Source organism: Streptomyces sp. NPDC111516 (genome assembly GCF_055635345.1).
Genome location: NZ_JBVKBV010000022.1, coordinates 36,977 through 50,714 on the forward strand (window position 1 = coordinate 36,977; position 13,738 = coordinate 50,714).

Annotated in this window: 12 protein-coding genes; 7 read left to right on the forward strand and 5 right to left on the reverse strand. The window is 69.6% G+C overall.

From position 1 onward, the window contains the following. Positions 1–59: 59 nt before the first annotated feature. The 3 genes from ACZ7L9_RS30220 to ACZ7L9_RS30230 form a co-directional block, all read right to left on the reverse strand. The gene (locus tag ACZ7L9_RS30220) at positions 60–1,118 is read right to left on the reverse strand and encodes a type III polyketide synthase (protein ID WP_471420138.1); all 1,059 of its coding nucleotides are present in this window, start codon (positions 1,116–1,118) and stop codon (positions 60–62) included. A 552-nt stretch (positions 1,119–1,670) separates the two neighbouring features. After that, entirely contained in the window at positions 1,671–2,876 is a 1,206-nt protein-coding gene (locus tag ACZ7L9_RS30225; RefSeq protein ID WP_471420139.1) for a cytochrome P450, read from the reverse strand. A gap of 229 nt (positions 2,877–3,105) precedes the next feature. Beyond that, on the reverse strand, positions 3,106–4,116 hold the full coding sequence (locus ACZ7L9_RS30230; protein WP_471420140.1) for a DUF1259 domain-containing protein: 1,011 nt from the start codon (positions 4,114–4,116) through the stop codon (positions 3,106–3,108). A 371-nt stretch (positions 4,117–4,487) separates the two neighbouring features. Between ACZ7L9_RS30230 and ACZ7L9_RS30235 the strand changes: the two genes are divergently transcribed. Both ACZ7L9_RS30235 and ACZ7L9_RS30240 read left to right on the forward strand, forming a co-directional pair. Beyond that, the gene (locus tag ACZ7L9_RS30235; protein ID WP_471420141.1) at positions 4,488–5,690 is read left to right on the forward strand and encodes a DUF2786 domain-containing protein; all 1,203 of its coding nucleotides are present in this window, start codon (positions 4,488–4,490) and stop codon (positions 5,688–5,690) included. 66 nt (positions 5,691–5,756) lie between these two features. Next, the gene (locus ACZ7L9_RS30240; RefSeq protein WP_471420143.1) at positions 5,757–7,946 is read left to right on the forward strand and encodes an FUSC family protein; all 2,190 of its coding nucleotides are present in this window, start codon (positions 5,757–5,759) and stop codon (positions 7,944–7,946) included. A gap of 67 nt (positions 7,947–8,013) precedes the next feature. Here ACZ7L9_RS30240 and ACZ7L9_RS30245 read toward each other — a convergent pair whose 3' ends face one another. Then, positions 8,014–8,502: a hypothetical protein gene (locus ACZ7L9_RS30245; protein WP_471420145.1), complete on the reverse strand. Its 489-nt coding sequence runs from the start codon at positions 8,500–8,502 to the stop codon at positions 8,014–8,016. A 276-nt stretch (positions 8,503–8,778) separates the two neighbouring features. On the opposite strand from ACZ7L9_RS30245, the gene ACZ7L9_RS30250 reads away from it, so the two are divergent. Next, a complete protein-coding gene (locus ACZ7L9_RS30250) occupies positions 8,779–9,021 on the forward strand; it encodes a DUF397 domain-containing protein (RefSeq protein WP_266746995.1) in 243 nt (80 codons plus the stop codon). A 149-nt stretch (positions 9,022–9,170) separates the two neighbouring features. Here the strand turns inward: ACZ7L9_RS30250 and ACZ7L9_RS30255 are convergent, their stop codons facing one another. Further along, positions 9,171–9,671: an ATP-binding protein gene (locus tag ACZ7L9_RS30255; RefSeq protein WP_471420147.1), complete on the reverse strand. Its 501-nt coding sequence runs from the start codon at positions 9,669–9,671 to the stop codon at positions 9,171–9,173. A 326-nt stretch (positions 9,672–9,997) separates the two neighbouring features. Here ACZ7L9_RS30255 and ACZ7L9_RS30260 point away from each other — a divergent pair, with 326 nt between their 5' ends. From ACZ7L9_RS30260 to ACZ7L9_RS30275, 4 genes are all read left to right on the forward strand, one after another. Beyond that, on the forward strand, positions 9,998–10,879 hold the full coding sequence (locus ACZ7L9_RS30260; protein WP_471420271.1) for a helix-turn-helix domain-containing protein: 882 nt from the start codon (positions 9,998–10,000) through the stop codon (positions 10,877–10,879). Between the two features lie 54 nt (positions 10,880–10,933). Beyond that, positions 10,934–12,391, forward strand: a complete 1,458-nt coding sequence (locus tag ACZ7L9_RS30265) for an aldehyde dehydrogenase family protein (RefSeq protein WP_471420149.1) — start codon at positions 10,934–10,936, stop codon at positions 12,389–12,391. 109 nt (positions 12,392–12,500) lie between these two features. After that, the gene (locus ACZ7L9_RS30270) at positions 12,501–13,055 is read left to right on the forward strand and encodes a DinB family protein (protein ID WP_471420151.1); all 555 of its coding nucleotides are present in this window, start codon (positions 12,501–12,503) and stop codon (positions 13,053–13,055) included. A gap of 14 nt (positions 13,056–13,069) precedes the next feature. Continuing rightward, the gene (locus ACZ7L9_RS30275) at positions 13,070–13,711 is read left to right on the forward strand and encodes a PadR family transcriptional regulator (protein ID WP_471420153.1); all 642 of its coding nucleotides are present in this window, start codon (positions 13,070–13,072) and stop codon (positions 13,709–13,711) included. Positions 13,712–13,738: the final 27 nt, after the last annotated feature.

Genomic DNA, 13,738 nt, shown 5'->3' on the forward strand with positions numbered 1-13,738 from the left:
CACCCCGCACCCGGGAGGGCTGGAAAGGCCGGCACGCCGGGCGGCCTGGAGGCGGGATGTCAGGACTCGGCGCCCGTCGTCCAGGTGCCCAGGGAGATCTCGGCGGTGATGCCGGGCCCGAAGCCGGCCATCAGGCCGCGGTGGCCGTCCAGGGCCGATGCCTCGTCGAACATGCGGCCGAGGGCGTCGAGCACCACCGCACTGGCTATGTTGCCGTACTCGGTGAGCGTGGCCCGGCTGAATCGGAACGCTTCGGGCGGCACGTCGAGGAAGAGGCTCAGGTCATCCAGGATGCGTGGGCCGCCCGCGTGGATGATGTAGAAGTCCAGCTTGCCGGCGTTCCAATGGTGCTCCTCCGCGACGGCGTTCAGCGCCGGAGCGAGGGGCTCCATGGTTCCGGGCACCCGCTTGTCGAGCTGGAAGTGGAACCCGGTGGAGCGGACCGCGTAGGAGATCCAGTCCTCGGTGTCCGGGATGACGAACGAGCCGTTGCGTTCCAGGCGGACACCGGTGCCACCGTTGCCCCGGAGCACCACCGCGGCTATGCCGTCGCCGAACAGGCCGTTGGACAACAGGGATCCGACGCCCAGATCGGTGGGCTGGTAACAGAGCGAGCAGAACTCGCAGGCGACGACCAGCACATTCGCGTCGGGGTACGCCGTGCAGAAGTCATGGGCCCGGTTGACGGCCGCGCCGCCCGCGGCACAGCCGAGTTGGGCGATCGGCAGCTGTCGCGTCTCCGGCCGGAAGCCCATCGCGCCGATGAGCCACGCGGTCGGCGGCGGCATCATGAAGCCGGTGCAGGAGACGTAGACGATCAAGTCGATCTGCTGCGGCTCCAGTTCGGCCGCGTCGAGTGCCCGGCGTACCACCGCCGGCACGCGGGCCTTGGTGTGTTCCTCGTACGTGATGCTGCGGGCGTCGAAGCCCGGGTGCTGCAGCACCTTGTCGATGGGCTGGATCAGGTGCCGTTTCTGCACCCCGGTGTGTTCGATCAAGCGAAGGACCAGGTCGATCTGCGGATGGTCGCCATGCAACCTTTGAGCCAGCTCGAGAGTTTCCTCGTTGGTGATGACGTACTCGGGAACCTCGATTGCCGGCTTGCAGAGAACCGCCATGGAGCTCCTCCTAGCGGACTTGGTCCACACGGCCGGGCCCGGAACGGTCACGGGGTGTGAGCCGACGCGGGAGTGGCCACCACTGTTCCGTCACGCGCGGTGCCGCGCGAGACAGAGCTCTGGTGGATTCCTGCGCCGGATTCGATACCCCTGGAACGGGCGCGGACGGGCCGACCGTCGAAGACTGAGTTCTAGCCGTTCGTGGGCGGATGCTGATCCGCCACGGCTGGGTGGCCGTCGGGATCACGCTACGGCAGAAGCGTCAGGGCCGCACGTCGAGCGGTTCAGGGCCGCACGTCGAGCGGTTCAGGGCCGCACGTCGAGCGGATCGGCGCGCATGCCGAGCCGATACGACGAGGTACAACACGCGTGCAACAGGGGTGCAAGAGAAGAGTAAATGGAGCACAAAAGGAGCGCAAAAGGAGTGCGGCAGGGCGCCCGGTGCCCGGGATGGATCCGGGTTGCCGGGCGCCCTGCCGCAACGCATCATCAATGACAGTCATGGACCGTACGGTCCGCACGGTCCCTGCGCAGACGCGCGGTGCACCCCCCTCACCAGGTGACGGGCAGTTCGAGGGGATAGCGCCAGATCGACGTCTTGTTCCAACGCACTTCCTCGGCCGGCGTCGCCAGCTTCAGAGCGGGGAAGCGCTTCAGCAGGGTTCCGATGGCGGCCTGGAGCTCCGTGGCGGCGAGCGGGGCGCCGAGACAGTGGTGACCGCCCCAGCCGAACGTCATGTGGGACGGATTCTCGCGCTTCAGATCCAGCTCGTCGGGCCGGTCGAACTTCCGGGGGTCGCGGTTGGCCGTCAGATAGGAGACGTGCACGATGTCCCCCTCCCGGATCAGCACCCCGCTCAGCTCCACGTCCTCCAGGGCGACCCGGGGGATGCCGACGCCCTTGCGGAACGGGATGAAGCGCAGCAGCTCCTCCATGGCCTGCGGGAGCATGTCGGGGCGCTCGCGCAGCATGGCGAGCTCGTTCGGCCTGGTGAGCAGCGTGTAGGCGATGTTGCCGATCTCGTACGTGGTGGTGTCCTGGCCGGTGATGAGCAGGACCATGGCCATCACGGTCAGTTCCTGGTCGTTGAGGATCTCGTCCCCGTCGCGGGCCGTGGCCAGTGCGCTGATCAGGTCGTCGCCGGGGTTCGCGCGCCGCTCGGCCGTCAACGTCTGGAAGTAGGCGCGGAGATCGGCCTTGGCACGTACCGCGGCGTCCTTGTTCTCGACGGTGGTGTCCATCATGGTCCGGGCGTGGGCGCGCAGTTGGGCGCGGTCGGCCTCGGGAATGTCGAGGACCTCGCAGATGGTGGTCAGGGGCAGCGGGGCCGCCAGATGCTCGAAGAGGTCGGCCGGCGCTCCGTGCTCCTCCATGCGGTCCAGCAGCCCGTCCACGACATGCTGGGTGCGCACCTTCATGCGCTCCATGTGGCGGGGCGCGAACCCTTTGGAGATCAGGCTGCGCAGCCGGCTGCTGCCCGGCGGGTCCATCACGTTGATCGCTTCGTCCTGAACGATCGGCTCAGGGGTCATGCGCGGGAAGTTCCGGCCGATGATGGCGCTCCGGCTGAAGCGCCGGTCGGTGGTCACCGTGCGCACGTCGTCGTAGCCGGTGACGAGCCATGCCTCGCCGTCGCCGTGCGGCAGCCGGATGCGGGAGACGGGTTCTTCGGTCATCAAGTGCCTGAGCACCGGGTCGAATTCGAGGGCCTCGGCATAGTCGAACGGGCAGTGCCGTGCGGCGGCGACCGGTTCCATACGGAGCTCCAGAGGGGGATCTGACGGGCGGTTCGAGGAAGGTGCGGGCTGGACGGGACATGGGTGCCCGGTCACCCGCACGGGCACGCGCCACTTCGGGCCGATTGGTCCATATGCAGAACGGAATCGACGGCCGGGGTCGCTGGACCGGCGCAAATCGGTCCGGCGACCCCGTTCCGTGGGTTCGGTGGGTCGGCGCGTTCGCCGGGGCCGGCGTGAGCGGCCGGTCTCAGCCGGACGGTACGACGTCGGTGGCGTCCACCGCGGGGCGCACCGCGCGGGCGAGTTCGACGCCGTCGCCCACGGCCCAGAAGTGGGTGAAGAACAGGCGGGGGTCCTCCGCCAGGTGGTGGTTGTGCAGCTCGACGAGCTTGATCCCGCCGCGCCGCAATGCCTTGAGCACGTTCTGGACCTCACCGGCGAGCATGGCGCAGTCACCGCTGAGCGCGGCCCGGCCGCCGCCCAGCGGCTGGAAGTTGAACGCGCTGGTCGATCCCAGGCCGGGGGGCAGGATCAGATGCCCGTCCGCGATGGTCTCGCGGCGGACGAAGATGACCTTGTACAGCCCGTCCTCGATGGAGCCCTTCGCGCCGAGCGCCGCTTCCATCCCGGCGATGTCCAGGTCGACCGGGAGCGGCGGGCCGGGCGGCTGAGCGGGCGGGGTCCCGGTCCGGTCGAAGCCGGCGCGCAGGCCGCGGGCCATGGCCACCGCGTCGTGGCCGTGGGCGTGGACATGGGTCCACCAGATGTCGGGGATCTGGGCGAGCAGGTGCTTGTGCAGCGCGGTCTGCTCGATTCCGTGCGCCTGCCAGGCGTCGGTCACCTGCTGCAACTCGCGCTCGGTGACCACCACGTCGCCCATCAGCATCGTGCTGCCGTCGGCGTAACGGACGAAGGCCACATGCGTGCCCAGCGCGAGCCCCGGTGTGACGACGACGCCGTCGGACACCACGTGGAGGTCCCGCCGGGGGAAGCCCGTGTGGTACGTCGTTCCGCGCAGCATGTTGCCGGTACGGCCCAGCGCCTTCGCCACGGCCGCCCAGTCGGCCAGGCCGGTCGGCACCGGCTTGACCCGCCTGCGGTGCCCCCGGTGTCCCGGTCCGGGCATTCCGGCGGGCAGGGCGCGCGCGGTGGCAGGCCCCGCGGCGGTCAGCACCGGTGCGAGTGCGGCCGCCGCCAGTACGCGTCGCCGCGATGTGATCGCCCGTGCGTGTGTGTCCTGCTGTCGGTCTCCAGTCATCACTTGATCGCCTCCATGGCGAGATGAAACCATGCGAAACATGGATAAAAGGATGAAAGCGGATACACCGTCAGCGGGTGGGGCTGGATGGACCAATCATGTTGTCGGGCCGATCCCCGTACGGCCCGGCATTCCGGTCGCCCCGGACGGTCGGACCAGCCGGGCGACGCGCCGAAGGTCGCGCAGGAGTTCGATATCCACAGGGTGTGGATGAGCGGGTCTGCGGCTGATCCGGTCTGTGGACGGCCCGCGCCGCACCTCCACGGTCAGGGTGCCGTCGCCCATCACCAGTGGTCCAGCGGGTACGCAGGGCGGCCGGGGCGACGGCCCGCGCGGCGCGCCCCAGGCCCTGTCCTGCCTACCCTGACCTCATGGAACCGGTGATCGACCAGGCATTCTCGGCAGCCCTCTACTCGGACGGCGACGCCGGTCTCGACACCGGAGCCTCCCTCCTGGCCGCCGACCCGACGGCCGACGCGGAACTCGTCCGGCGCGGCGAGGAGTTCGTCCGCCGGGCCTGGGAGCGCGGCTGGCAGCCCGCCGACGTCGTACGCATCGTCCGTCGCGACCTCGACGAGACCGCGGCCGGCCTCGTCGCCGGTCTGATCGCCTCGGAGACCCGGCGTTACGAGTCGCTGCCGCCCCGCTGGCGGTCGCAGCTCGACGGGCTCCCCGCCGCGCCGCCCCGGAACCGGCCCGACCGCTTCTCCTACGCCTCCGCCCTCCTCGGCCTGTACCGGCTGCTGCTCCGGCTTCCCGCCATCGAACCGGTCGGTCCGCCCCCCGGCACCTCTCCGCACGGGCTCCACCTGCCGCCCGCGCACGACGAACCGCGGATGCTGACCCGGATCCGCGCCCTGCTCGCCAAGGCGGAGGCGACCGGCTTCCCGGAAGAAGCGGAGGCCCTCACCACCAAGGCGCAGGAGCTGATGGCCCGGCACTCCATCGACGAGGCCCTGCTCGCCGCCCGCACCCACAGCAAGGAGGCGCCGGGCGCGTGCCGGATCGGGGTCGATGCCCCGTACGAGACGGCGAAGGCGATCCTGCTCGACGCGGTCGCCTCCGCGAACCGCTGTCGTGCGGTGTGGAACAGCGACCTCGGCTTCTCCACGGTGGTCGGCTTCGAGCCGGACCTGGAGGCCGCAGAACTGCTGTACACGTCCCTGCTGGTCCAGGGCACGGCGGCGATGACGAAGGCGGAGGCGGGCCAGCGCGCCGGCGGACGCAAGCGGACCAAGACATTCCGGCAGTCCTTCCTGATGGCGTACGCCCAGCGCCTGGGCAGCCGGCTTGCCGCCGACACCGCCCGCGTCACCGCAGTCGCCGAAGCGGAGACGGAATCCGTAGCCGGGACCGAATCCGGGGGATCCGCCACCCCCCATCTGCTCCCGGTCCTCGCCGCCCGCGACATGGCCGTCACGGACACCGCCGAGCGGATGTTCCCCGAGACCACGACCACGCGCGTCCGGGGCGCCACCGACCTCGACGGATGGACCCATGGAACGGCCGCCGCGGACCGGGCGAGGACGGGCCGTACCGGGCCGGAGATCCCCGGCAGGCGCGGGAAGCGGTAGGAGTATCGAAAGCCCTGGAAACCACCGCAACTCGGGCTTATCGGTGATTCCGGCTAGGCTCTGGGCATGAGCTGGCTCCGGGCGCTGAAGGAAACGGCCCGCTCGGGGCTGAGGATCGAGCGACGGCGTCTCGAACCGCTCATCGCCATCCGCGGTGCGGCCGGGCTCGCCCTCGTCATCGGCATCGGCCTCGCGTTCCTCGGGCCCGTCGTCGCCGCGAGCTCCGCGTTCGGCGCGTTCCAGGCGGCCATCGCCACGTTCCAGCGCAGTTGGCGCCCTCGGCCCGTCCTCGCCCTGGTCTCCGGGGCGAGTCTCGCCGTATCGACCTTCCTCGGATATCTGACCGGCTTCAGCATGCCGCTGTTCCTGGCCCTGCTGGTGCTCTGGACGTTCCTCGCGGGCCTGGCCTGGGCGGCGGGGCCGACGGGCGGCATCATCGCGTCGTCCAACGTGGCGATCATGCTGGTGACGGTCACCCTGCCCACCTCCGTCGCGAACTCTGCCGTGCACGCAGCGGTGATCCTCTTCGGCGGTGTGGTGCAGGCGGTGCTGATCGTCCTGTTCCCGGTACGGAGATGGGGTGCCCAGCGCGACGCTCTCGCCGACGCCCTGGCCGCGGAGGCGGACTACGCCCGGCGACTGAGCCACGACCCGCTCGCCGCCTTCGACCCGGTGCCGCTGATGACGGCCCGCAGCGCGGCCGCCGTCACCCCGCGTCAGGCCCGCCGTCGGCCGCCCGAACTGCGTGGCTCGCGCGGGGTCGCCGAGCGGATCAGGCCGGTGCTCGCCTCGCTCGCGGACCCGGCGATGGGTGTTCCGTCCGAAGGGCCGGAGCGGGACCGGGTTCGCGAGCTGCTCGCGGCCGCCGGATCCGTGCTCGACTCGGCGGCCCGCGCGATCCGCAACGGCGATCCGGTGAAGCTCTCCCCGGCCGCCGTCGCGGTGCTGCGGACCCCCGACACCGGCACCCTCCTCGCCGGCCCGCCCCGCCGCGCCGCCGACCGGCTCGGCGCGCTGCTCTCCGACGTCATCGAGACGGCCGAGGGCGAGGGGACGAAGGAGGAACAGGCCGAGGCCGAGGCGGCGGCGGAGGCCATCAAGACCGCCGGGGAGGAACCGCCCGCCGCCCCGCACCGCCGCCGGCCCACCCTCCCGCGGCTGATCCCCGTCGTCATGAAGGCGATGCGCGCCGAACTGCGCCCCGGTTCACCGATCCTGCGGCACGCCGTCCGGGTCTCCGTCGTCGTCGCCGTCGGCTATCTCATCGCCGCCGCGCTGCCGTTCGGTCACGGCTACTGGGCGCCCATGGCGGCGGTGATGGTGATGCGGCCGGAGTTCTCCCAGACGTACGGGCGTTCCGTGGCCCGCTTCGGCGGCACGATCGTCGGCGTCTCGCTCGCCACCGCGATCGTCGAGATCACCCAACCCGGTGTGACTCTGGCCGCGACGCTCTCCGTGCTCTGCGCCCTGCTGATGTATCTGCTGATGCGCACCGGGTACGTCGTCGGCCAGGCATGCGTCTCGGCGTACGTCGTCTTCCTGCTCGGCATGGCGGGCGACAACTGGTCGCAGACGGTGTTCGAACGGGTCGTCCTCACCCTCGTCGGCGGCCTCCTCGCGATGATCTCGTACGCCGCCTACCCGGCCTGGGAGACCCCGAGGCTTCGCGGCAGGCTCGGCGACTGGCTGAAGGCGGACGGGCGGTACGCGGCCTCGGTCGTCGACCAGTACGCCGAACCGGCCGAGCGCGGCCACGACGATGTCCGTTCCGCCCTGCTCGACACCCGCGAGGCCCGTGTCGCCTGGCAGGAGGCGCTGGCAACCGCCCAGCACGAACCGGTGCGCAGCCGCGGCCTCTCCCGCGCCGCCGCCGACGACACCCAGCACGCCCTTGCCCAGTTCGGCCGGGTCGCGATGCTGCTGGAGGCCCACCTCCCGTGGGGCGGCGCCACCCCGGTACCGGGCGCCGCGCGCCTGGCCGAGGCGCTGCGCCGGGCAACCGAACAGGGCGCGAAGGAGGTGCGGGAGCGGCGCGTACCGGACTGGGCGGAGGTGCGCGAGGTGCTGGCGCAGTGGGACGCGCGGCAGCGGACGGGCGCGGGGGAGGCGGCCCCGTTCGTACGGAACGGGGCCGGCCTCCTCCTCGAAGCCCTGGATGAGTTCTCCCGTGGGCTGGACGGTACGCCGAAACCAAAACCGAAGCAGAAGCGGAAGCCGGATCCGAAGCGGGGTTCGGATCCGAACCCGAGCCCATAGCCGAACTCGCCCTCGGACCAGGCGGACCGAGGATCGAGAGGAGCAAGGAAGGCGGCGCAGTCGGCCGTCAGGAGGTGGGCAGGTCCGGCAGGCCCGACGGGATCGCTCCCGGGGCGGTCTTGGTCAGGGTGTCCTTCGTCCCGCTGTCCCAGGACACGACGACGGTCTTGCCGTCGTCGGACTCGATGGCCCCCATCGTGCGCCGGGTGTCGCCGTCGGCGCACTTCAGCGTCAGCGTCACCTTGCCCGTGTCCTGCACGGTGCCGGTGCAGGCCTGTTGCTCGGTGACGAGCACGGCCTTCCCGGTCGCGACGGACAGGATCACCGCCTTGCCGTCGGTCTTCCCGGCCCAACCGCCCTCCAGCGCCGCGGTGCCGGCCCCGGAATCGCCGCCTCCACCGCTGCTGCCACTGTCGCCGGGAGCCCGGCTGGACTTCGTGGCGTCGGCGCCCTTGCCCGAGTCGCTCTTCTCGCTGTCACTGCTGCAGCCGGTCAGTGCGACGGCGGTGACGAGTCCGGCGACGACCACGGCGCCGGTGCGTAGGACTTTGCGCATGTGGAATTCCCCCTTGTCGACGAAAGACCGCGCCAAGTTACCAGCGCGCGGCCCCGGGATGGAGGGCCCGACTCGGGGTAGGCGCAGCCGGGTGGAGCCGAACAGACAACCGTTACGTCTATCCCTGCGTCCAAAGCTGTAATCGCAAAGCTGTAATCACGGGAACACCCCGCGTGCACGTGCATCCGCTCATGCATCTGCTCATGCAGGGATAATTGAACAGAGCTATGATCCGAGACAGTTGACACTTGCACCTTGCAACTCGGGGAGCGTCCTGTGCACCACGTGTACAACGGCATGGCGGCCACAGAGCTTCGCGGAGTCGTCTGGCAGAAGAGCAGACACAGCAACTCCCAGGGATCCTGCGTGGAGTTCGCGAAACTGCCCGGCGGTGATGTGGCGATGCGGAATTCGCGCCACCCCGACGGGCCTGCCCTGGTCTATACGCCGGCCGAGATAGAGGCGTTGTTGCTCGGGGTGAAGGACGGGGAGTTCGACCACCTCATAGCGGGCGGCTGATCACATCCCACGGGCCGGCATCCGGCCCGGCCGCCGCCACTCGCCCTGCCGCGGCTCACTCCGTCGCGGCCCGGCCCGCCGCAGTCCGGGCCCGCCGGTCCGGTCTCCCGCGGCCCATCGGCCCGTCGCTCACCGTCGGACCGCGCGGGTCACACGTTGTCGGACAGCCGGAACAGTGCCCAGACCACCTTGCCCTGCGGTGCCGCCACGCTGTCCGGGCTCTCCGCGCCCATGGCGAGGGCGGGATGCCAGCCCCAGGAGTCGCTGAAGGACTCCACCAGGAAGAGGCCGCGGCCCGACTCCGCGGAGTCGGGAGCCTCGGAGGCGATGGGGCTCCTCCGGCTGGGGTCGCGCACGGCGCACACCAGGCGCGAGCTCCAACGCATCAAGTGCAGCCGTACGGGCGGTACTTGGGGATCCGGCGCCATGTCGGCGGGCAAGGCGTGCCGCAGCGCGTTGGTGACGAGTTCGGAGACGACGAGCGCGACGTCGTCGAAACGCTCGTCCAGGCCCCATCCGTTCAGCGTCGTCCTGGTGAACCGCCGTGCCCCGCCCACGGCTTCGTACTGGGCGGGCAGTGTGCAGGTCGCCGATCCGGAGGCGGCCGAGGGATCGATGGGGGGAAGCCCCTGCCGTAACGGCTCGAGCATCGTCGATCCATTCGTCCCCATGCGAGGCACTCCCGGGATTCGCGGCTGTATCGGCACTACGGGGTACAGCGGCACAACACGAACGAGCACGCAGGTGCGCGAGGACCATGGTTCCGAATGCGCAGGGCAGATGCAAGGGCAGATGCACGTGCACGCGCCGGACCTGTCCGAACCCGTGCCGGTTCTTGGTCATTTCTTCCTGCGGGTACTTTCGTGGCTTTGCGAGAGCCTTCTCATTTCCGTAATCGAATGAGTACGGGCTGAAGCGTTTTGATGGCAGAATCCGGCACTTGGGGTTCAGGGGGAGCCCCGGTGTCCAGGAAGCGATGGGGAGGGCCGGACCAGTGGCGGCAGGCGAGTCGAGTGGATCTGTGGTGCGGCGCATCCTGCTGGGCTCGCAGCTCAGGCGGCTGCGCGACTCGCGCGGTATCACCCGTGAGGCGGCCGGCTACTCCATCCGGGCTTCCGAATCGAAGATCAGCCGCATGGAGTTGGGACGGGTGAGCTTCAAGGCCAGGGATGTCGAGGACCTGCTCACGCTCTACGGCGTCACGGACGACGCGGAGCGCGACGCCCTGCTCGGCCTCGCCCGCGAGGCCAATGTGGCGGGCTGGTGGCACAGTTACGGAGACGTATTGCCCGGATGGTTCCAGACGTACATCGGTCTGGAGGGCGCGGCGTCGCTCATCCGGGTGTATGAAGTCCAGTTCGTGCACGGTCTGTTGCAGACCGAGTCATACGCGCACGCGGTCGTCACCCGGGGCATGGGTGACGCGCCCGCCGCCGAGATCGACCGCCGGGTGGCGCTGCGGCTGGAGCGGCAGAAGGCCCTCGTCTCCGAACGCGCACCCCGATTCCACGCCGTACTGGACGAGGCGGCGCTGCGCCGACCGTACGGCGACCGTGAAGTCATGCGCGGGCAACTGCGGCATCTGATCGAGATGTCCGAGCGGCCAGGCGTCACTCTTCAAGTGATGCCCTTCAGTTTCGGCGGACATGCCGGCGAGAGCGGTTCTTTTACGATGCTCCGATTCCCGGAATCCGATCTGTCGGACATTGTCTATTTGGAACAGCTGACAAGTGCGCTCTATCTGGACAAGACCGAAGAAGTCGCTCAGTACGAAAAGGCCATGACGCGACTGCACGAGGACAGTCCCGGTCCGGAGGAGAGTCGTGATCTGCTCCGAGGTCTACTCCAACTCACCTGATTCATCAGTACGATGACGGCTCGACGGGAGTCTGCACCTGAGTTAAGGGATCGCATGTCCTTCTTCTACGAGCTGGCCGACCAGTACATCGACGGTGAGTGGCGGACCGGAACCGGCTCGTGGGACATCATCGATTTCAATCCCTACAACGGGGAGAAACTCGCCGCGATCACCATCGCGACCGCGCAGGAGGTCGACCTGGCCTACCGCGCCGCCGAACGCGCCCAGCGGTCCTGGGCCACCACCGGCCCGTACGAACGCCGCGGCGTTCTGGAACGTGCCCTGCGCATCACCGAGGAACTGCACGACGGCATCGTCGAGGCGATCGTCGACGAACTGGGTGGCACCCGCCTCAAGGCGGAGTACGAGGTCCGGATCGCCAAGGAGTTCCTGCGCGACGCGATCCAGCAGGCGCTGCGCCCCGGTGGCCGCGCCCTGCCTTCCGCGGTGGACGGCAAGGAGAACCGCGTCCACCGGCAGCCCGTCGGTGTCATAGGGGTGATCAGCCCCTTCAACTTCCCCTTCCTGGTGACGATGAAGTCCGTCGCGCCGGCCCTCGCGCTCGGCAACGCGGTCGTCATCAAGCCCAATCAGAACGCCCCGGTCGTCGGCGGCGGGCTGATCGCCAAGATCTTCGAGGACGCCGGGCTGCCCGCCGGACTGCTCAACATCGTGATCACCGACGTCGCCGAAATAGGGGACGCGTTCATCGAACATCCCGTACCCAAGGTGATCTCCTTCGCAGGCACGGACCGGGTCGGCCGCCACGTCGGCGCGACGGCGGCCGGGCACTTCAAGCGGACGGTCCTCGAACTCAGCGGCAACAGCGCCCTGGTGGTGCTGGAGGACGCTGACATCGACTACGCGGTCGACGCGGCCGTCTTCAGCCGCTTCGTGTATCAGGGGCAGGTCTGCATGGCGGCCAACCGCATCCTGGTGGATCGCCGTGTGGAACGGGAGTTCACCGAGAAGTTCACCGCCAGGGTGGCCGCGCTGAGGACCGGCGACCCACGCGACCCGGGGACCCAGATCGGCCCGGTCATCAACACCTTCCAGGCCGACGCCCTGACCGCCCTGGTCGACCAGGCGCTCGCCGAGGGGGCCACCGCGCTCGTACGGGGCCGGACCCGCGGCAACCTCGTGGAGCCGACCGTGCTCACCGGACTCCCCGAGGGCTCCCCGCTGCTGTCCCAGGAGATCTTCGGCCCGGTGGCGTTGCTGGTGCCGTTCGACGGCGAGGACGAAGCCGTACGGATCGCCAACGACACCCCGTACGGGCTGAGCGGTGCCGTGCACACCCGTAGTGCCGAACGCGGGGTGCGGTTCGCGCGGCGCGTCGTCAGCGGGATGTTCCACGTCAACGACGCCACTGTCCAGGACGATCCGCTGGTGGCCTTCGGCGGCGAGAAGTCCTCCGGGATCGGCCGGCTGAACGGCGAGGCGACCGTGGCCGCCTTCACCACACAGAAGTGGATCTCCATCCAGCGCGGTCGGAGCGCGTTCCCCTTCTGACGTCTGAGCCGTCGGTCCGATCGGAGTCGAGGACAGAAGCTGACCGCAACGGTCCGTAGCTTGGTCGGTGTCAGAAAGAAACCGGCACAGCCACCAAGGGCGGACAATCATGGTCACTCACGTTCCCGCGGAAGCCACCGGCGACGAGCGCGGCGCGCTCCTCTCCTTCGTCGAGGCGCAGCGCGGCGCGATCCGGCGCTCTCTGATCGGACTGACCGAGGAGCAGGCGGCGAGCCGGCCCAGCGCCAGTGAACTCTCGCTCTCCGGGCTGCTCAAGCACGCCGCCGAGGGTGAGCTGAACTGGCTGCGGATGGCTCAGCAGCGGCCGAGCGAGACCTCACGGAACGAGGAGACCTGGGCGGACAGCTTCCGGCTCGTCGGCGACGAGACCGTGGAGCGGATGCTGGAACTCTGGGACGACGTCGCGGCCGAGGTCGAGAAGTTCATCGGCTCGGTGCCCAGCTTGGACGACACCTTTCCGCTGCCCGACGCGCCCTGGTTCCCGAAGGACGGGCGGGTCTCGATGCGGTGGCTGCTGGTCCATCTGGTCGAGGAGCACGCCCGGCACGCAGGGCACGCCGACATCATCAGGGAGTCCCTGGACGGCCGTACCGCGTTCGAGTTGGTCGCCGAGGCGGGCATTACGCTGATCAGAGTTGAATAGAAGGAGTGCGTGACATGTCCGCGATCCGGCTGCTGGTCCTCTGCGCCGTGCGTCAGCACGGCCGGGCGCACGGCTATCAGGTCCGCAACGACCTGGAGTACTGGGGCGCCCACGAGTGGTCCAACGCCAAACCCGGATCGATCTACCACGCACTGAAACAGATGGCGAAGCAGGGGCTGCTGGTCGCCCACGAGACCGCTCCGAGCACGGCGGGCGGCCCGCCCCGTACCGAGTACGAGATCACCGAGCGCGGCAACGAGGAGTACTTCACGCTGCTGCGCGCGGCGCTGACCTCGTACGACCAGAAGCTGGACGTGCTGTCCGCGGGTCTCGGCGGCATCGTCGACCTGGAGCGGTCCGAGGTGATCGCGCTGCTCAGGGAGCGGGTGGCCGGTCTGGCGGCCTGGCGGGCCTCGGTCACCGACTACTACACGCCGGAGGCCGGGCCCGAATCGCTCGGCCACATCGGCGAGATCATGAACATGTGGGTCCATTCGTCGGACGCCGGGGCGGAGTGGACGCGCGGGCTGATCGCCCGCATCGAGGGCGGGGCGTACACGTTCGCGGGGGAGGGTGAGCCCTTCATCGGTGTGCTCGCCGAGGGGCAGGAGAACCCGTACGCGACGGGTGTCCCCGATCCCGGCGACGACGAGTAATCAAGTTTGACGAGTAGGACTGGAGGG